The following is a 20,192-nucleotide window of genomic DNA, read 5'->3' on the forward strand; positions in this document are numbered from 1 at the left end:
AAACTTTTTTGAAAGTTATTTCAAAATATCTGGAAATATGTTTTCATATTCTCTTAATCCAGTTCCTGCAGGAATTTTATGTCCTACGATTACATTTTCCTTTAATCCGTGTAAACAATCAATTTTACCACTTATAGCTGCTTCACTTAAAACTTTTGTTGTTTCTTGAAATGAAGCTGCAGATATAAAAGATTTAGTTTGTAACGCTGCTCTTGTTATTCCTTGTAATATTGGCCTTGCTGTAGCAGGAATAGCATTTCTAGTTTTTATTAATTTTTTATTTTTATATTTTAAAACTGCATTTTCATTTCTAAGATCTCTGTAACTAATAATATCTCCATTTTTAAATATTTCAGAATCTCCGAAATCTTCAATCACTTTCATTTGGGAAATTCTGTCATTTTCTTCTACAAAATCATCTTTATATTCTATATTTCCATCCAAAAATTTAGTATCTCCTACATCTATAACTTCTACCTTTCTCATCATTTGTAAAACGATAACTTCAAAATGCTTATCATTAATTTTTACACCTTGCAAACGATACACCTCTTGTATTTCTTTTATTAAATATTCTTGGACAGCCCTAGGTCCTCTGATATTTAGAATATCATTAGGAGTAACAGCTCCATCTGATAAAGGCATTCCTGCTTTTACATAATCGTTTTCCTGTACAAGTATTTGATTGGACAGTTTTACAAGATATTTTCTTATTTCTCCTGTTTTAGATTCCACAATAATTTCTCTATTTCCTCTTTTTATTTTTCCATGACTCACGATTCCATCCATTTCTGATACTACAGCTGGATTAGATGGATTACGAGCTTCAAACAATTCAGATAAACGAGGTAATCCTCCTGTAATGTCTCCTGATTTTGCTGTCCTTCTTGGAACCTTAACTAATATTTTTCCTATATCTATTTTTTCTCCGTCTTCTACCATTAAATGAGAACCTACTGGTAAATTATACACTTTTAGTTCTTCATTTTTGTCATTAATAATTTTTAATGTTGGTATTAAATTTTTGTTTCTAATTTCCGTTATTACCTTTTCTTGGAATCCAGTTTGTTCATCAATTTCTACTTGAAAAGTAACACCTTGTTCTAAATGTTGATAAGATATCACACCAGAAAATTCTGCAACAATAACTGCATTATACAAATCCCATTTGCAAATCATGTCTCCCGATTTCAAATGATCTCCATGTTTAACATATAAAGAAGCTCCATAAGGAATATTATTTATCATTAAAATAGATGATTTTTTTAAGTTGAAGAGTTTCATTTCTGTTGATCTAGAGACTACTATCCCTATTTTATCAGAATATTGTTTTGTTTTCACAAATTTTAAATCTTCAAATTCTACAATTCCATCATATTTTGCTTTTATTTGTGAAGATTCTGTAATATTTCCTGCTGTACCACCCACATGAAAAGTACGTAAAGTTAACTGAGTTCCTGGTTCTCCAATTGATTGAGCTGCAATCACTCCAACAGCTTCTCCTTTTTTAACGACTTCTCCTGTAGATAAATTACGACCATAGCATTTAGAACATATACCCATTTTTGCTTCACAAGTTAAAGGAGATCTAACTTCTACTATTTCAATTTCAGATTTATCAATGATTTCTGCTATTTTTTCATCAATCATTTCCCCTGCATTAATTATTAATTGATTTTCTTTATTATAAATGTCATTTAAAGACATACGGCCTAAAATTCTATCAAATAAAGTTTCTACTATTTCTTCATTTTTTTTTAATGCAGAAATTTCTAATCCTCGTAAAGTTTTACAATCTTCTATTTTGATAATAACATCTTGAGCTGCATCTACTAAACGTCTTGTAAGATATCCAGCATCTGCAGTTTTTAATGCAGTATCTGCTAATCCTTTTCTAGCACCATGAGTGGATATAAAATATTCTAAAATAGAAAGTCCTTCTCTAAAATTAGATAAAATAGGATTTTCAATAATCTCCCCACCAGAAGATCCTGCTTTTTGAGGTTTAGCCATTAAACCACGCATTCCTGAAAGCTGACGTATTTGCTCTTTAGAACCTCTTGCCCCAGAATCTAACATCATATATACAGAATTAAATCCTTGTTTATCTTCTCGCATATATTTCATTACTTTTTCTGTAAGCATAGCATTAGTATTTGTCCATATATCAATTACTTGATTATAACGTTCATTATTTGTAATTAATCCCATATTATAATTCATTTTTACGTTATCTACTTGTTTAATAGCATTATTAACCATGTCTTTTTTATTATCAGGAATAATAATATCTCCTAACCCAAAAGATAACCCACCTTTAAATGCATTATAAAAACCTAATTCTTTAATATCATCCAGGAAATTAGCTGTTGTAGGGACATCTGTTAGATATAATATTTTACCTATAATCTCTCTAAGAGATTTTTTCGTAAGAGATTTATTAATAAATCCTACTTTATTAGGGACAACTTGATTAAATAATACCCTACCTACAGTGGTTTCTATTATTTTAAAAATAAATTTTTCCTTTTCACGAAGGGATACTTTAACTTTTATCACAGAATGTAAATCTACTACACCTTGATTATATGCTATTTCAACTTCTTCTGGAGAATAAAAAATAAATTTTTCTCCTTTTACTTTTTTTTCAAAATTTGATAGAAAAGGTTTAGTCATGTAATATAATCCTAATACCATATCTTGAGAAGGAACTGTTATAGGAGATCCATTAGCAGGATTTAATATATTTTGAGAAGCCAACATTAAAAGTTGAGCTTCTAATATAGCTCCATGAGATAATGGTAAGTGAACCGCCATTTGATCTCCATCAAAATCAGCATTAAAAGCTGCACATACTAACGGATGTAATTGAATTGCTTTTCCTTCTATTAATTTAGGCTGAAAAGCTTGAATTCCTAACCTATGCAATGTAGGCGCCCTATTTAATAAAATAGGATGTCCTTTTAATACGTTTTCTAAAATATCCCATATCATAGGATCTCTTTTATCAATAATTTTCTTGGAAGATTTTACTGTTTTTACAATTCCTCTTTCAATCAATTTACGTATAATAAAAGGTTTATAAAGTTCTGCTGCCATATCTTTAGGTAGTCCACATTCATGCAATTTCAAATGTGGTCCTACTACAATAACAGATCGTGCTGAATAATCTACTCTTTTTCCAAGAAGATTTTGTCTAAAACGACCTTGTTTTCCTTTTAACGTATCGGATAAAGATTTTAAAGGACGATTTGCTTCTGATTTTACAGCAGAAATCTTTCTAGAATTATCAAAAAGCGAATCTACTGCTTCTTGAAGCATTCTTTTTTCATTCCGTAAAATAACTTCAGGCGCTTTAATTTCTATAAGTCTTTTTAAACGATTATTTCTTATAAGCACACGACGGTATAAATCAGTCATATCAGAAGCAGCATAACGACCTCCATCCAAAGGAACTAAAGGACGTAATTCAGGGGGTATAACGGCTAATACATGAATAATCATACAAGACGGACTTCCTCCATTTTTTTTTCCTTCTTTAAAAGATTCAACAACTTGTAAACGTTTCAATGCTTCAGTTCGTCTTTGTTTAGAAGTTTCATTGTGAGCTTGATTTCTTAATTCCATAGATAAAAGATCCAAATCTACTAGATTTAAAAGATTTTCTATACATTCCGCACCCATTTTAGCAATAAACTTATTCGGATCAGAATCATCTAATTGCTGATTTCCTTTCGGAAGTTTGTTTAAAGCTTGTAAATACTCTTCTTCAGTAAGAAAATCCCCTTTTTGAAAAGAAGATCCATCTAAACGGAACCCCAATCCTCCTTGAATAACAACATATCGTTCATAATAAATAATCATTTCAAGTTTCTTAGAAGGTAAACCCAATAAATATCCAATTTTATTAGGAGAAGATCGAAAACACCAAATATGAACAACAGGAACTACAAGACTTATATGTCCCATACGTTCTCTTCTAACTTTTTTTTCAGTAACTTCAACTCCACATCTATCACAAACAATCCCTTTGTAACGAATTCTTTTATATTTTCCACAAGCACATTCGTAATCTTTTACTGGACCAAAAATTCGTTCACAAAAAAGTCCATCTCTTTCTGGTTTGTGTGTTCGATAGTTAATTGTTTCTGGTTTTAATACTTCTCCATGAGATTCCTTTAATATAATTTCTGGAGAAGCAAATCGAATAGTTACTTTATTGAATTTATTGCTTTTTTTTCTATTCATTTTTATCATATTTATCATATAATATATAGAGATAACAAAAATTCATTCTTCTAAACGGATATCCAATCCTAATCCTTTTAATTCATAACAAAGAACATTAAAAGATTCTGGATTGTTAGGGTCAGGCATTGGTTCTCCTTTCACAATAGATTCATAAGTTTTAGCTCTTCCAACTACATCATCGGATTTAACAGTTAAAATCTCACGTAAAATATTGGAAGCCCCAAAAGCTTCTAAAGCCCAAACTTCCATTTCTCCAAAACGTTGACCACCAAATTGAGCTTTACCTCCTAAAGGTTGTTGAGTAATTAAAGAATAAGGTCCTATTGAACGTGCATGCATTTTATCATCTACCATATGACCTAATTTTAACATATATATCACTCCTACTGTAGCAGGTTGATCAAATCTTTCCCCCGTCCCTCCATCAAATAAATAAGTGGTTCCAAAACGAGGTATTTTCGCTTGATCTGTATGTTTGCAGATTTCTTCCATAGTGGCTCCATCAAATATAGGCGTTGAAAATTTAATATTTAATTTTTGTCCGGCCCATCCTAATACAGTTTCATATATTTGTCCTATATTCATTCTAGAAGGAACTCCTAAAGGATTTAAAACAATATCTACAGGACTTCCGTCTTTCAAAAAAGGCATATCTTCTTGTCTTAATATTCGAGCTACTACTCCTTTATTTCCGTGTCTTCCTGCCATTTTATCTCCTACTTTTAACTTTCTTTTCTTAGCAATATATACTTTAGCCATTTTTATAATTCCTGAAGGTAATTCATCCCCAACAGTGATAAAAAATTTCTGATGTTTAAAAATGCTATTCAAATCATTTACCGCTATTTTATAATTATGTAAAATTTCTGATATAAAATTATTAATTTCTACATGATGAGTCCAATCAATAGAATGAATTCCTATATAATCCTTTATATTATTAAGTATTTTCATAGTGAATTTCATCCCTTTTTTTATAATTTCCTGTTTTTTTTCATTAAAAATAGAACGATAACACAATTTACCATCTAAAATAGATTGTAATTTTTTAATCAATAAATTTCTAAGATCTAAAAATTTTTTTTCATATTCTTTTTCTAAACAAGCTATTTTAATCTTATCTTGAATTCTAGATGTTTTATCCTTGATACTTCTAGTAAAAAGTTTTGTATCTATAACAACTCCAAATAATGATGGATCTGCTCTTAAAGAAGCGTCTTTAACATTCCCTGCTTTATCTCCAAAAATAGCTCTTAATAATTTTTCTTCTGGAGTAGGATCGGATTCTCCTTTTGGAGTTATTTTTCCAATAAGAATATCGCCAGGTTTAACTTCTGCTCCAACTCTTATAATTCCATTTTCATCTAAATCTTTAGTAGCCTCCTCACTAACATTCGGTATATCATTGGTAAATTCTTCCATACCTAATTTTGTATCACGAACTTCTAATGAATATTCATCTATATGAATAGAAGTAAACCAATCTTCACTTACTACTTTTTCTGAAATTAAAACAGCATCTTCGAAATTATAACCATTACATGGAATAAAAGCGGCCTTTAAATTTCTTCCTAAAGCTAGTTCTCCATTTTCTGTTGCATATCCTTCACATAAAATTTGACCTTGAATCACTTTCATTCCTTTTCTTACAATAGGTTTCAAAGTTATACATGTATTTTGATTAGTTTTTCTGAATTTGATTAAATCATAAATCTCAATTTTAGGATCAAAACTAACTAAATTTTCTTTATCTGTTTTATCATAACGAATAATTATTTTTTTTGCATCAACATATTCTACAACTCCATTTCTTTTTGCATTAATCAATATACGAGAATCTCTTGCTACTTGTTCCTCTAACCCTGTTCCTACAACAGGAGCCTCAGGTTTTAATAATGGAACCGCTTGACGCATCATATTCGATCCCATCAAAGCTCTGTTTGCATCATCATGTTCTAAAAAAGGAATTAAAGAAGCGGATATAGAAGCGATTTGATTAGGTGCTACATCTATATAATCTACTTGATTAGGTTTAACTACAGGAAAATCACCATCTTCACGAACTATAATTCTGTCAGATAAAAAATTTCCATATTTATCAATTGCATTAGCTTGTGCTATAATTTTACCTTCTTCTTCTTCTGCACTTAAATATTTTACTTTAGATTTTAAATCCACTTTTTGATTTGACACAATTCGATAAGGTGTCTCAACAAATCCCATATTATTTATTTTTGCAAATACAGAAAGAGAAGATATTAATCCTATGTTAGGTCCTTCTGGAGTTTCTATAGGACATAATCTTCCATAATGAGAATAATTTACATCTCTAACTTCAAAACCTGCTCTTTCTCTAGATAATCCACCAGGACCCAATGCTGAAAGTCTTCTTTTATGAGTGATCTCAGATAAAGGATTTGTTTGGTCCATAAACTGAGATAATTGATTTGTTCCAAAAAAAGTGTTGATTACAGATGACAAAGTTTTAGCATTAATAAGATCTATAGGCATAAAAACTTCATTATCACGAACATTCATTCTTTCTCTTATAGTTCTAGACATTCTTGCCAATCCAATACTAAATTGAGTATAAAGTTGTTCTCCTACTGTTCTTACACGTCTATTAGATAAATGATCAATATCGTCGACTTCTCTTTTAGAGTTAAATAAAGCATTCAAATGTTCTACTATTGCAATAATATCTTTTTTGGTTAAAACTAAATAATCAGGATCTATATTTAGACCAAGACGTTTATTCAAACGATATCTTCCTACAGGGCCTAAACTGTATCTAGCATCAGAAAAAAAAAGTTTATCTATAACACCTTTAGCTGTTTCTTCATCTGGAGGCTCAGTATTTCTAAGTTGTCTATAAATATATTCTACTGCTTCTTTCTCAGAATTAGTAGAATCCTTATGTAAAGTATTATAAATAATCGAATAATCTTTTTTTCTTCCTCCTTCCTTATGTAATAAAATAGTTTTTATTTCATGATGAATCATCAGATCAATATGTTCTTCTTTTAAAAGAACATTTCTATCTATAAGAATCTCGTTTTTTTCTACAGATAAAACTTCTCCTGTATCTTCGTCAACAAAATCCTCATGCCAAATTTTTAACACTCTAGCTGCTAAAGTTCTATTTAAAATATTTTTTTCGTTTCCTGCTATTTTCATTTCTTCAGCTAAATCAAATATTTCTAATATATCTTTATCTCTTTCATATCCTATTGCACGTAGTAAAGTTGTCATAGGCAATTTTTTCTTTCTATCAATATAAGCATACATAACATTATTAATATCTGTTGCAAATTCTATCCATGATCCTTTAAATGGAATAATTCTAGCTGAATAAAGTTTAGTTCCATTAGCATGATGGGATTGACCAAAAAAAACACCAGGAGAACGATGTAATTGAGATACAATTACTCTTTCCGATCCATTAAAAATAAAAGAACCAGAAGGAGTCATATAAGGACATGTCCCTAAATAAACATCTTGATATACCGTTTCAAAATCTTCATGCTCAGGATCTGTACAATATAATTTTAATTTAGCTTTTAGAGGGACACTATAAGTTAACCCTCTTTCGATACATTCTTCGATTGAATATCTCGGAGAATCTATCGAATAACCTTTAAATTCTAAAACAAAAGAATTTCTAGCATCGGAAATAGGAAAATTTTCTGTAAAAGCTTTGAATAATCCTTCGTTTTTTCTATCTTCTGGGTTCGCATCTAATTGAAAAAATTCTTTAAATGATTTGATTTGAATATCCAAAAAATCAGGATATTCCACTTGTTTTGCTACTGATGCAAAAGTGATTCTTTCTTTTTCTATATTCACCAATTTTAATTTAATGGACATTTTTTTTTTAAAAATGTAAATTTTTTATTTTAATTCAATTTCAGCTCCTATTTCTTCAAATTTATTTTTTAAATCTTCTGCTTCTTTTTTGTTTATAGATTCTTTAATCACACTGGGAATATTATCTACTAAATCTTTAGACTCTTTGAGTCCTTTTCCAGTAATTTCTTTAACTAATTTTACTACAGATAATTTAGAATTTCCAGATGATTTCAAAATTATGTTAAAAACACTTTTTTCCTCTTTTTCATAGGTTTTTTCTTTTTTAGATAAAGTATTTTCTATTTGAACTGAAGGAGCTGGTTCTATTCCATATTCTTTTTTTAAAATAGTAGCTAATTCATTAACTTGTTTTACAGTTAAATTAACCAATTGTTCTGCTATCTTTTCTATCATTTTTTTATTTATTTTTTAAAGTATAATAGTAATTCATAGGAAATTTTTATTCTTTCATAACTTTATAAGAAGATAAAGACTTTAAAACTTCACATATTTTATATTTTGTTGAATTTAAAAGAGATGAAACAATATCTTTGATTGAAAATTGAAGTACATTTAAAATTTCAGTTATGATATCTTCCTTAGACTTAATATGTAATAATAGGTTTAAATCTTTATTTCCACCAAAATAAAAAGATTCTTGTGCATAAGCTCCTTTTAAATAAGGTTTATCAATTTTTTCCTGAATGTGAAAATTTTTTATAATTTTTGAAGAAACATTCAAAACATTCAAATTTGAAAATAATATAGTTGTATTTCCATTCAAAATCGGAAAAAAAGAATCAAATTTTTTATTTTTTATTTTATTTATAGCTTTTTTTAACAAAGTATTTTTTACCATTTTCATTCTAATACTATGTTCATGAAAATTTTTTCTTAAAGCAGATATTTGATTAGAATTTAAATCGGACATATCCATCAAATATATTGTCTCGTTATTCGATAAAATGGAAACTAATTTCAACAATTCTTTTTTTTTATTTTTTTTATTCATTTGTTCACAAAACTTTTTAAATCTAATGGAATCCCATAACTCATGGTACTAGATAAATAAATACTTTTGATATAAGATCCTTTAGATGTAGAAGGTTTATTCCTAACAATTATTTTCATAAACTTTTCTAAATTATCTAATAAATATTTATGTGAAAATGAAACTTTTCCTACTGAAGCATGAACAATTCCATAACGATCTGCTTTGAAGGTTATTTTTCCAGATTTAATTTCTTCTATAGATTTTTCTGGATTTATGGAAACAGTTTCCATTTTAGGATTTGGCATTAATCCCTTAGGACCCAATATTTTTCCTATTGTTCCCAATTGATTCATTACAGAAGGAGTGGCAACAATAACATCTACATCTGTCCATCCAGATTTAATTTTTTCAATATATTTTAATCCAACGTAATCCGCTCCTGCTTTTTTCGCTTCAGATTCTTTATTTTTAGGAACCAAAGCTAAAATACAAACATTTTTACCTGTTCCATGAGGAAGCAAAACTGTACCTCTTACCACTTGATGTGGTAAACGAATATCTATACCAAGACGAACAGAAATATCAACAGAAGCATCAAATTTTACAAAATCAATTTCTTTAATAAGAAATATTGCTTCTTCTAAAGAATACTTTTTTTTATAAATTTTATCTATAATTTTCTTTTTATTTTTAGTTAATTTTTTTGACATACTGTATAAATGAAGTTTTGTTTTAACTATCAATAATTTCTATTCCCATAGATCTAGCAGTTCCGGATACCATAGAGATAGCGGATTCTATAGAAAAACAATTAAAATCTTCCATTTTATTCTTCGCAATCATTTTAATTTCATTTAAACTTATTTTTCCTATTTTAGAACGATTAGATTCTTTGGATCCTTTTTCTTTTTTCACTATATTCAACAATTGAATAGAAACCGGAGGTCTTTTAATTGAAAAAGAAAATGATTTATCTTCATACACTGTTATTACTACAGGACAGATTTCTCCTATTTTATCTTGAGTAACAGAATTATATTGTTTACAAAACTCCATAATATTGACTCCAGAACTTCCCAAAATAGGACCTATAGGAGGGGCGGGACTCGCTTTTCCTCCATTTATTTTCTGTATTTTAATTTTTTTAATCACTTTTTTATTTGTTCTAATCATGATTTTATTAAATTTTTTCTATTTGTGTAAAATTCAATTCTAATGGAGTTTTTCTTCCAAAAATTAAAACAGCTAATTCTAATTTTCTTTTCTCTTCATGAATTTTTTCAATTGTACCATTGAATCCTGTAAAAGGACCATCTATTACTTTAATTGTTTCTCCTACTACAAAAGGAATACTAATATTTTCATAACTTTCAGAAAGTTGATCTATTTTCCCTAACATTTTATTTACTTCTTCTTTTCTCATAGGAATAGGAGTTGCGGAAGCTCCTTTCCCTTCACTTAAAAAATTTATAACACCTGGAACATTTTTTATTGCATGAGCCGCTTCTCCTTCTAAATTTGCTTCGACCATGACATATCCAGGATAATGAACTTTTTCTCTATGAATTTTTTTTCCTTTTCTCATTTGTATTACTTTTTCTATAGGGACTAATACTTTTCCTATATGTTCCTGAAATCCATTATCTCTAATTTCATTCTCGATATATGATTTCACCTTATTTTCTTGTCCACTCATAGTTTTTATTACATACCATTTTCTTTCCAAATCACTCATAAAGAAAATAATTTTTTAATCAAAAAAATGAAAAAACCATCAACTCCATATAAAAATATGGATAAGATCATAGAGAGAAAAGAAATGATCATTGTTATTATTTGTAAATCCTCCCATTTAGGCCATGTTATACAATGAAAAAATTCGTTATAAATTTCTAAAAAAAAATTATTTTTTTTCATGCATATATGTATGAATAATCAATGCACGGACGGTAAGAATCGAACTTACGACCTTCGGTTTTGGAGACCGATGCTCTACCAACTGAGCTACATCCGTTTGCAATTCAAATTATGTTTTTCAAATCAATCAATCTATTATATGAATTACTTGTCCCGCACCTACCGTTTTTCCTCCTTCACGAATAGCAAAACGTAAATTCTCACTTAATGCTATCGGTTGATGTAATTCAACCTCCATAGAAATATTATCGCCCGGCATAACCATTTCTATTCCATTTGGAAGATGAATCTCCCCTGTAACATCTGTAGTTCTCAAGTAAAATTGAGGACGATATTTATTATGAAAAGGGGTATGTCTTCCACCTTCTTCTTTTGTAAGAATGTATACTTCCGCTTTAAATTTTTTATGAGGAGTTACAGATCCCGGTTTTCCTATAACCATTCCTCTTTTGATATCTTTTTTTTCTATTCCACGTAACAACAATCCTACATTGTCTCCTGCTTGTCCTTTATCTAAAATTTTTCTAAACATTTCAACTCCTGTTACGGTAGATGATAATTTATTTTCTCCCATTCCAATAATATCTACTAAATCTCCTGTGTTAATAATTCCACTCTCAATACGACCTGTTGCTACTGTTCCTCTTCCAGTTATAGTAAAAACGTCTTCTACAGGCATCAAAAAAGGTTTTTCCATTTCACGAATGGGTTCAGGAATATAATCATCCAATATTTTCATCAAATCTTTTATTTTTTCTACCCATTTTTTTTCTCCATTTAAAGCGCCTAAAGCTGATCCTTGTATAATAGGAATATTTTCTCCATCATATTCATACTTGGAAAGTAACTCTCTAATTTCCATTTCTACTAATTCTAATAATTCTAGATCATCCACTTGATCTACTTTATTCATAAATACTACAATTTTTGGAACGCCTACTTGTCTAGACAATAATATATGTTCTCTAGTTTGAGGCATAGGTCCATCTGTAGCCGCTACAACTAAAATCGCTCCATCCATTTGAGCCGCTCCTGTGATCATATTTTTAACATAATCGGCATGTCCAGGACAATCTACATGTGCGTAATGTCTTTTTTCGGTTTCATATTCTACATGAGATGTATTAATGGTGATTCCTCTTTCTTTTTCTTCAGGAGCATTATCTATTGCATCAAAACTTTTCTCTTCTGCTAAACCAATTTCTGATAATACCTTTGTAATTGCAGCAGTTAGAGTGGTTTTTCCATGATCAACATGACCTGTGGTTCCTATATTTACATGCGGTTTGTTTCGTTTAAATCTTTCTTTTGCCATGATAAAATTATTAAAAATATTTCTTTTTTAATAAGCCAACGGCGGGAATTGAACCCGTGACCTCTCCCTTACCAAGGAAGTGCTCTACCACTGAGCTACATTGGCCATACTAATTCTTATATTTTTATCCGATTCATATATAAATAAATCATATAAGAGCGGAAGACGGGATTCGAACCCGCGACATTCAACTTGGAAGGCTGATGCTCTACCAACTGAGCTACTTCCGCAATATGGGGAGAGCAGGATTTGAACCTGCGAAGGCAAAGCCAACAGATTTACAGTCTGTCCTCGTTAACCAAACTTGAGTATCTCCCCAAAAGCCGATGGAGGGATTCGAACCCACGACCCCGAGATTACAAATCACGTGCTCTGACCAACTGAGCTACACCGGCTATTCAGATTTGATTCGTAATAATGAAAATCAAGGCGATACAAATCTATAGAGATTTTTATAATTCTCAAAAAAATAATAAATCTTATAAAATTTTTACATTTGTATTGCCTTTTTAATTTTATGTTTAAACATGAATAATAAAAGTACACCAATGGATATTACAAGATCAGATAAATTAAAAACGGGTTTAAAAAATTGAAAATTATAACCTCCAAAAAATGGAACCCAATGAGGAATATAAGTATCTATTATAGGTAAATAAAACATGTCAACAACACATCCTTCCATCAAAGAAGCGTATCCTTCTGTATGATTTTTTTTAAGATGAAAAATATTAGAATTTATTTTAGATATTCCAAAATAAGGAACCCATTTTTTAGATTCTTGACTATAAATTGTACCTGAATCAAATAATAATCCATATAAAGCACTATCCAAAAAATTTCCCATAGCACCTGACAAAATTAAACTAATAGGGATAGTCAAATATTTAGAAGATCCTTTCTTAATATTTCTATAAAGAAAAATAGAAATCAAAAAAACTAAAAAAAGTCGAAAAATACTCAATAATCTTTTTCCATGATATCCTCCTACAAAATTAATACCATAAGCCATTCCTGGATTTTCTACAAAAAGAATTCGGAAGAAAGAAAGTATAGAAATTCCACTTCCTAATTCAAAATGAGTTTTAATATAAACCTTTAAAATTTGATCTATTGACAATACAGAAAAAATAATGAAAAAGAATTTTTTCAAGAATCTATTTATTTATTTTTTCAATCAATTTTTTCCCTTCAATACTTAAAGTAGTATGAGGAACAGCCATGAGACGTTCTTTAGGAATTAATTTTTTGGTGATACGACAAATTCCATAATCTTGATTTTCTACTCTAATTAAAGCGGAATTTAAACTTTTTATAAATTTTTGTAAATGTTCCACAATTTGAGCATTTTGTTCCTTACTCAAAGTTTCTGATCCATCATCAAAAGCTTTGAAAGTAGAAGAAGTATCATCTGTTCCATTATTTTTATCATTAGAAAATGATTCCTTAAAAATTGATAAATCTTTTTTTACTTTTTTCAATTTTTCAAGTATAAGTTTACGAAATTCTTTCCTTTCTTCCATAGAATATCTTTTTTGTTTTACTTGTCCTTTCATTTTTTTATATTTTCTACTTTTCGTATCTGCATATATAATATGAATTTTTCTTCAAAATATATTTTTTCTTCCTTCTCTTCATGTTCATATTCTTGTAATTCTTGGAAAGAAACATCGACAGCAAGAGTTTCTTTACAAAGAAAATCTTTATTTTTTTGTAAAATAATTTTAACTTTATCTTTGAAATAATGATTTTTTTTTACACTTATATATACAAATATTTTTTCTATTACATTATATTCTCGATTTTTTCTTAATTTTTGTATATGTCTAATTAATTCTCTTACAAATCCTTCTTCCCAAAGAGAATTTGTAATACGTAAATCTAATGCTATTGTAAATTCAGAATCAAATAAAACTGACCAATTTTTAATATATTCAGTAGTAATTTTTACATCTTCTAAAGAAAGAATCACTTTTTCTTTTTTTATAAAAAGAATACATTTTTTGTTTTTTTCTATTTCTCTAATTTTTTCTTGATTAAATTTTTTTATAATCTCAGAAATTATCTGAACTTTATTTCCAAATTTAGGTCCAATAGATTTGTAATTAGGTTTTATATGTTTTATAAATTCAAGATTTTTGTATGATGAAGGAAATTCTACTTTTTTTACATTAGCTTCTTGGAATAGAATTTCAGATGACTGTTTCAATTGGAAACGCATTTTATTATCATAAACAAGAATAAGCAATTTTTGCAAAGGTTGACGAATTTTTATTTTATTCTTTTTTCTTATAGAAAAAACCATGGAAATTATTTTCTGAATCCAAAACATTTTATTTTCCAATTCTTTATTAATTAAATTGTAATTATAACTAGGAAAACTTGTTAAATGAATACTTTTAAAATTTTCTTTTTCAGTAATAGAATTTAAATCCACATATAATTTTTCAGAAAAAAATGGAACTATAGGAGAAATTAATTTAGCGACAACAATTAAACATTTATAAAGAATTTGATATGCAGATATTTTATTTTTTGTATATTTCTCTTTCCAAAATCTTCTTCTACATAATCTTACATACCAATTACTTAATTTATCTAAAACAAAAGATGAAATCAAACGCGAAGCTTTAGTTGGATTATAATTAGTATAGTAATTGTCTGTTTTTTTAATAAGAGTGTTTAATTCAGAAAGGATCCAAAAATCCAATTCTGTATAATTGTTAAAACATTCTTCTTCTTTGTAAGAGAACCCATCAATATTAGCATATAAAACAAAAAAAGAATAGATGTTATATAATGTTCCAAAAAATTTATTTATAATAGTATGAATATCTTTTATATTAAATTTTAAATTATCCCAAGGTTCAGAATGGAATATAATATACCAACGTATAGCATCAGGACCATAACTATCTATTAAATCAAAAGGATTTATGGTATTCCCTTTACTTTTTGACATTTTACGACCATTTTTATCTAAAATTAATCCTGTTGATACTACATTTTTGTATGCTATTGAATTGAATAATAAACTACTAATAGTATGTAAGGTAAAAAACCATCCTCGTGTCTGATCTATTCCTTCAGAAATAAAATCAGCAGGAAATAATAAATTTTTATCTATATATTCTTTGTTTTCAAATGGATAATGAAATTGTGCATATGGCATAGCACCAGAATCAAACCATACATCAACTAAATCAGATTCTCTTTTCATAGGTTTTTCTTTAGGAGAAACCAATATAATTTTATCCAAAATGTGTTTATGCAAATCTATTTTATCATAATTATTATCACTCATATCATCTAATATAAAATCTTTAAATACATTATGTGACATAAATCCATATTTAATAGATTTTTTTATTTCAAATAATAATTCTTTAATTGATCCTATTACGATTTCTTCATCTCCTTTTTCTGTTCTCCAAATAGGAAGAGGGGTTCCCCAATATCTTGACCGAGAAAGATTCCAATCTTTTGTATTTTTTAACCAAGAATCAAAACGTTTTTTTCCTATAAAATCAGGATACCATTGAATTTTTTGATTCAAACTAATCATTTTATCTTTCATTTCTGTAGTTTTTATAAACCATGAATTGAGTAGATAATAAAGAATTGGTTTTTCTGTTCTCCAACAGTGTGGATAAAAATGAACATGTTTTTCCGTTCTAAATATTTTTTGTTCTTTTTCTAAAAAGAAAATTATTTCTTGATCTACTGAAAGAGTATTTTTTTTATTGTTCGTATTAAATTCATTTTTAACATATTTTTTTGAAAATCCGTGAGGAAAATTTTTTATAAATTTTCCTTGAAAATCAACTAAAGAAACAGGAATATTATCTTCATTTAAAACTAACATTGGAGGTATATTATATTTCTTAGCTACTATAAAATCATCTATGCCAAATGTAGGCGAAATATGAACTATTCCTGTTCCTTCATTTACATTAACAAAATCTCCTGTTATAATTTGAAATGCATTTTTTTCGTTATAGTAAGGTTTAAACCAAGGCAATAATTGTTCATATTTACTGTATATTAATTCTTTACCTTTAAATTTTTCTACTATTAAATAAGGAATTTTATGATTTTTTATATTAATATCTAATTCAGTTTCATTTGAAACAGAATAAAATTGATTTGATAATAATATTTTATGAATTAATTTTTCAGAAAAAACAATATTTTCTTTTGAAAAAGTATATGTGTTATAAGTTTTAATCAAAACATAGTCTATCTCATAACCAAAAGCTAATGCAGTATTGGATGGAATTGTCCAAGGAGCAGTAGTCCATGATATAAAATATATGTCTCCTAAAATATTTTTAAATTTTTTAGGTAAAGTATTTTTAATTGCTTTAAATTTCAAAAATGGAGACAATTGTTTTACTTCTTTATAAGTTCCAGTCATGTTCAATTCATGATAACTTAATCCTGTTCCTGCTGCAGGAGAATAAGGCTGGATTGTAAGTCCTTTATAAAGAAGATTTTGATCATATAATTTTTTAATTAGCCACCATACACTTTCTATATATTTTGCATTGTAAGTAATAAACGAATGATCTAAATCTATAAAATATCCTATTTTTTCCGTAAATAATTGCCATTTTTTCAATGATTTATTGACGAAACTTTTACAAAAATTATTATATTTTTCTATACTAATTTTTTTTCCTATATCATTTTTAGTGATTCCTAGATACTTTTCTACATTTAATTCTACAGGAAGTCCATGAGTATCCCAACCTGCTTTTCTAAATACTTTTTTCCCTTTAAGAGTATGGTATCTACAAAAAATGTCCTTTATAATTCTAGTTATAATATGATGAACACCAGGATTTCCATTTAAAGATGGAGGCCCTTCATATAAAATATAAGAAATAGTATTTTTTTTATGATCATAAAAAAAATTAGAATTATTTTGAAAAATCTTATGTTTTTTCCAATATTGAGATATTTCTATAGTTATTTGACTAAGATCCAATTTTTTATATTCTCTGAATATTTTTGACATAAGGTTATAAATAATAAATTAACAATCTTCTATTTTGATATATTTTAATAATTATATTTTGATAATATGAATAAAAACGAAATTTTTTATTGCAAAAAAAAAGAAGAAACTCCATTAATTAAGCAATATAATGATATAAAAACTAAATATCCAGATACAATTTTATTATTTCAAGTTGGAGATTTTTATGAAACTTTTGGAGAAGATGCTATTCAATGTTCTCAAACATTAAATATCGTTTTAACTAAACGATTCAATATGCATTTAGCAGGGTTCCCCTACCATTCTTTGAATACTTACTTACCAAAATTGATACGTTCAGGATTTCGTGTTGCTATTTGTGATCAACTAGAAGAACAAAAAAAAGGTAAAAATATTGTAAAAAGAGGAGTAACAGAACTTGTTACTCCAGGAGTATCCGTTGATGAGAACATTATATCTCCAAAATCAAATAATTTTTTAGCTTCTATTTACGTCGAAAAAAATAAAAATTTTGGGTTAAGTTTTTTAGATATTTCTACTGGAGAATTTTTTGTAACAGAAGATACAAAAAATAATATTTTGCAATATATAAAACGTTTTCATCCTAGTGAAATTCTTTTTCAAAGAAAAGAAAAAAATTTTTTTGATAAATTGTTAAAAGGGGAATATTATACTTTTCTTCTGGAAGACTGGATGTTTGATTATTCATTTGCATATGAAAAATTAACGTCTCATTTTGAAATGAATTCTTTAAAAGGATTTGGTATTAATGATTTAAAATTAGGTATTATTTCTTGTGGAGTAATCTTATCTTATTTACATAATACTCTTCACTTCAATATAAAACATATTTCTAATATACGAAGAATAAAAAAGGAAGAACACGTGAGTATAGATGATTTTACTTTTAGAAATTTAGAAATATTTCATCCTTTGAACAAAGAAGGAGTTTCTTTGATAAAAATACTTGACCATACTATTACTCCTATGGGAGGAAGATTATTGAAAAATTGGATTATTTTTCCTTTAAAAAATATCTTTCGTATAAGAAAACGTCATCAAATAGTGGAAAAATTATCTACTAATAACGTAATACGTATTTTTATAAAAACAAAACTAAAAAATGTTTATGATATAGAAAGAATAATTTCTAAAATAGCTATTGGAAAAATTTCTCCACGTGAAATGTATACGTTATATAAATCTCTTATTTCTATAAATGAAATACAAAAAAAATGCCTATCTCAAGGAGATAAAATTTTAACCAATATAGGAAACTCTTTTGAAGATTGTAATATTATATGTGAAAAAATAGCTAATACAATACAAGAAAATCCTCCACATAAAATTGAAAAAGGGAAAGGAAATGTTATAAATCAAGGTTTTTCTAAAGAATTAGATGAAATTCGAACAATGTATTTTTTTCAAAAAAAATATCTAGAAAAACTTTGTTCAATTGAGAAATTGAAAACAGGAATTAATAATTTAAAAATTGGATATAATAATATTTTCGGATATTTTTTTGAAGTTAAAATTTCTAAAAAAGAAAAAGTCCCATTACACTGGATACAAAAACAAACATTGACAAATTCTATTCGATATATTACTGAGGAATTAAAAAATTATGAATTGAAAATTTTCAATGCAGAACAAAAAATATTTTCTTTAGAAAAAGAAATATTTAATAATCTAATCAATCATATGTTAGATAACATAAAATCTTTACAAAAAAATGCAAAAACAATTGCAAAATTAGATGTACTATGCTCTTTTTCTAGTTTAGCATTAGAAAATAATTATATAAAACCTAAAGTCAATGATTCTTTACAAATATCTATAATAAAAGGACGACATCCTGTTATTGAAAGACAATTCATTTCCAAATCCTCTTATATTCCTAATGATATTATTTTAAATAAATCAAATCAACAAATATTAATCATAACAGGTCCAAATATGTCAGGAAAATCTGCTATTTTACGTCAAACGGCCATTATTATACTAATGGCTCATGTTGGAAGTTTTGTTCCTGCTAAATATGCGGAAATAGGATTAATCGACAAAATATTTAGTAGAGTAGGTGCCTCAGATAACATTTCTTTAGGAGAGTCTACTTTTATGGTAGAAATGAATGAAACAGCAAGTATATTAAACAATCTTTCTAAAAGAAGTTTTATTATTTTAGATGAAATAGGAAGAGGTACAAGTACTTATGATGGAATTTCAATAGCAAAATCGATCATTGAGTTTTTGCATGAAAAGAATTTTCGACCTTTAACTTTATTTGCTACACATTATCATGAATTGAATGAAATGAGTCTTTTTTTTAAAAGAATAAAAAACTATCATATTTCTGTAAAAGAAATAAATGATAATATTATTTTTATGCGAAAACTAGTAACTGGAGGTAGTGAACATAGTTTCGGAATTTATGTAGCTAAAATATCGGGCATGCCTATAGAAATCATTGAAAGAGCAAAAAAAATATTAAATTCATTAAAATTAAAAAAAAACAAAACGGAAATTAATAACAAAAAAGTTTTTTATTTATTAAAAAAAATAATTTGTTCTTTAAAAAAAATTAAAAATATTGATTCTTTATCATTACAAGATATAACTGGAAAAATTCACGAAATCAAAAATTTATTAGATTATTAAAATTTGCTTATAAAGTGTATTTGAATTAGTTTTGTCGCGAGAATAGCTCAGTTGGTAGAGCACGACCTTGCCAAGGTCGGGGCCGCGGGTTCAAATCCCGTTTCTCGCTTTTTTCTTATTTATCCGGATGGTGGAATTGGTAGACACACAGGACTTAAAATCCTGTGATCATTGTGATCGTACGGGTTCAAATCCCGTTCCGGGTA

Annotated in this window: 13 protein-coding genes and 7 tRNA genes; 3 read left to right on the top strand and 17 right to left on the bottom strand. The window is 27.6% G+C overall.

All coding sequences use genetic code 11. The features are described from left to right. Window positions 1–15 precede the first annotated feature (15 nt). The 17 genes from rpoC to ileS all read right to left on the bottom strand — a co-directional run bounded on the left by rpoC (window position 16) and on the right by ileS (window position 17,346). Window positions 16–4,248: a DNA-directed RNA polymerase subunit beta' gene (gene rpoC / locus BGIGA_RS02225; protein WP_041178394.1), complete on the bottom strand. Its 4,233-nt coding sequence runs from the start codon at window positions 4,246–4,248 to the stop codon at window positions 16–18. Between the two features lie 42 nt (window positions 4,249–4,290). Further along, entirely contained in the window at window positions 4,291–8,118 is a 3,828-nt protein-coding gene (gene rpoB / locus BGIGA_RS02230) for a DNA-directed RNA polymerase subunit beta (RefSeq protein WP_014726753.1), read from the bottom strand. A gap of 24 nt (window positions 8,119–8,142) precedes the next feature. Continuing rightward, a complete protein-coding gene (gene rplL, locus BGIGA_RS02235; RefSeq protein WP_014726754.1) occupies window positions 8,143–8,514 on the bottom strand; it encodes a 50S ribosomal protein L7/L12 in 372 nt (123 codons plus the stop codon). Window positions 8,515–8,560: 46 nt separating this feature from the next. Then, window positions 8,561–9,112, bottom strand: coding sequence for a 50S ribosomal protein L10 (gene rplJ / locus BGIGA_RS02240; RefSeq protein WP_014726755.1), 552 nt, complete (start codon window positions 9,110–9,112; stop codon window positions 8,561–8,563). Then, window positions 9,109–9,804, bottom strand: a complete 696-nt coding sequence (rplA, locus tag BGIGA_RS02245; protein WP_014726756.1) for a 50S ribosomal protein L1 — start codon at window positions 9,802–9,804, stop codon at window positions 9,109–9,111. The genes rplJ and rplA overlap by 4 nt, the downstream gene beginning before the upstream one ends. A 22-nt stretch (window positions 9,805–9,826) precedes the next feature. After that, the gene (gene rplK, locus BGIGA_RS02250) at window positions 9,827–10,267 is read right to left on the bottom strand and encodes a 50S ribosomal protein L11 (protein ID WP_014726757.1); all 441 of its coding nucleotides are present in this window, start codon (window positions 10,265–10,267) and stop codon (window positions 9,827–9,829) included. A 7-nt stretch (window positions 10,268–10,274) separates the two neighbouring features. After that, window positions 10,275–10,829: a transcription termination/antitermination protein NusG gene (nusG, locus tag BGIGA_RS02255; RefSeq protein ID WP_014726758.1), complete on the bottom strand. Its 555-nt coding sequence runs from the start codon at window positions 10,827–10,829 to the stop codon at window positions 10,275–10,277. After that, on the bottom strand, window positions 10,826–11,011 hold the full coding sequence (locus BGIGA_RS02260; RefSeq protein ID WP_014726759.1) for a preprotein translocase subunit SecE: 186 nt from the start codon (window positions 11,009–11,011) through the stop codon (window positions 10,826–10,828). Before BGIGA_RS02260 ends, nusG begins: the two co-directional genes overlap by 4 nt. A 24-nt stretch (window positions 11,012–11,035) precedes the next feature. Further along, window positions 11,036–11,108 (bottom strand) — tRNA-Trp (locus BGIGA_RS02265). Window positions 11,109–11,138: 30 nt separating this feature from the next. Continuing rightward, entirely contained in the window at window positions 11,139–12,326 is a 1,188-nt protein-coding gene (gene tuf, locus BGIGA_RS02270) for an elongation factor Tu (protein ID WP_014726760.1), read from the bottom strand. A 33-nt stretch (window positions 12,327–12,359) separates the two neighbouring features. Beyond that, window positions 12,360–12,431: transfer RNA gene (locus tag BGIGA_RS02275), tRNA-Thr, on the bottom strand. Window positions 12,432–12,483: 52 nt separating this feature from the next. Continuing rightward, window positions 12,484–12,556: transfer RNA gene (locus tag BGIGA_RS02280), tRNA-Gly, on the bottom strand. A gap of 4 nt (window positions 12,557–12,560) precedes the next feature. Continuing rightward, window positions 12,561–12,644 (bottom strand) — tRNA-Tyr (locus BGIGA_RS02285). Between the two features lie 3 nt (window positions 12,645–12,647). Next, window positions 12,648–12,721 (bottom strand) — tRNA-Thr (locus BGIGA_RS02290). Window positions 12,722–12,816: 95 nt separating this feature from the next. After that, window positions 12,817–13,479 carry a lipoprotein signal peptidase gene (locus tag BGIGA_RS02295; protein ID WP_041178350.1) on the bottom strand — a complete coding sequence of 221 codons (663 nt, stop codon included), beginning with the start codon at window positions 13,477–13,479 and terminating at the stop codon, window positions 12,817–12,819. 4 nt (window positions 13,480–13,483) lie between these two features. Then, a complete protein-coding gene (locus BGIGA_RS02300) occupies window positions 13,484–13,882 on the bottom strand; it encodes a TraR/DksA C4-type zinc finger protein (RefSeq protein WP_014726762.1) in 399 nt (132 codons plus the stop codon). Further along, window positions 13,879–17,346: an isoleucine--tRNA ligase gene (gene ileS, locus BGIGA_RS02305; RefSeq protein WP_014726763.1), complete on the bottom strand. Its 3,468-nt coding sequence runs from the start codon at window positions 17,344–17,346 to the stop codon at window positions 13,879–13,881. Before ileS ends, BGIGA_RS02300 begins: the two co-directional genes overlap by 4 nt. Before the next feature lie 66 nt (window positions 17,347–17,412). Between ileS and mutS the strand changes: the two genes are divergently transcribed. The 3 genes from mutS (at window position 17,413) to BGIGA_RS02320 (ending at window position 20,192) form a co-directional block, all read left to right on the top strand. After that, entirely contained in the window at window positions 17,413–19,986 is a 2,574-nt protein-coding gene (gene mutS, locus BGIGA_RS02310) for a DNA mismatch repair protein MutS (protein WP_014726764.1), read from the top strand. A 36-nt stretch (window positions 19,987–20,022) separates the two neighbouring features. After that, window positions 20,023–20,095 (top strand) — tRNA-Gly (locus tag BGIGA_RS02315). Between the two features lie 12 nt (window positions 20,096–20,107). Continuing rightward, window positions 20,108–20,192, top strand: a tRNA-Leu gene (locus BGIGA_RS02320).

The organism is Blattabacterium sp. (Blaberus giganteus), assembly GCF_000262715.1.
Taxonomy (GTDB): Bacteria; Bacteroidota; Bacteroidia; order Flavobacteriales; family Blattabacteriaceae; genus Blattabacterium.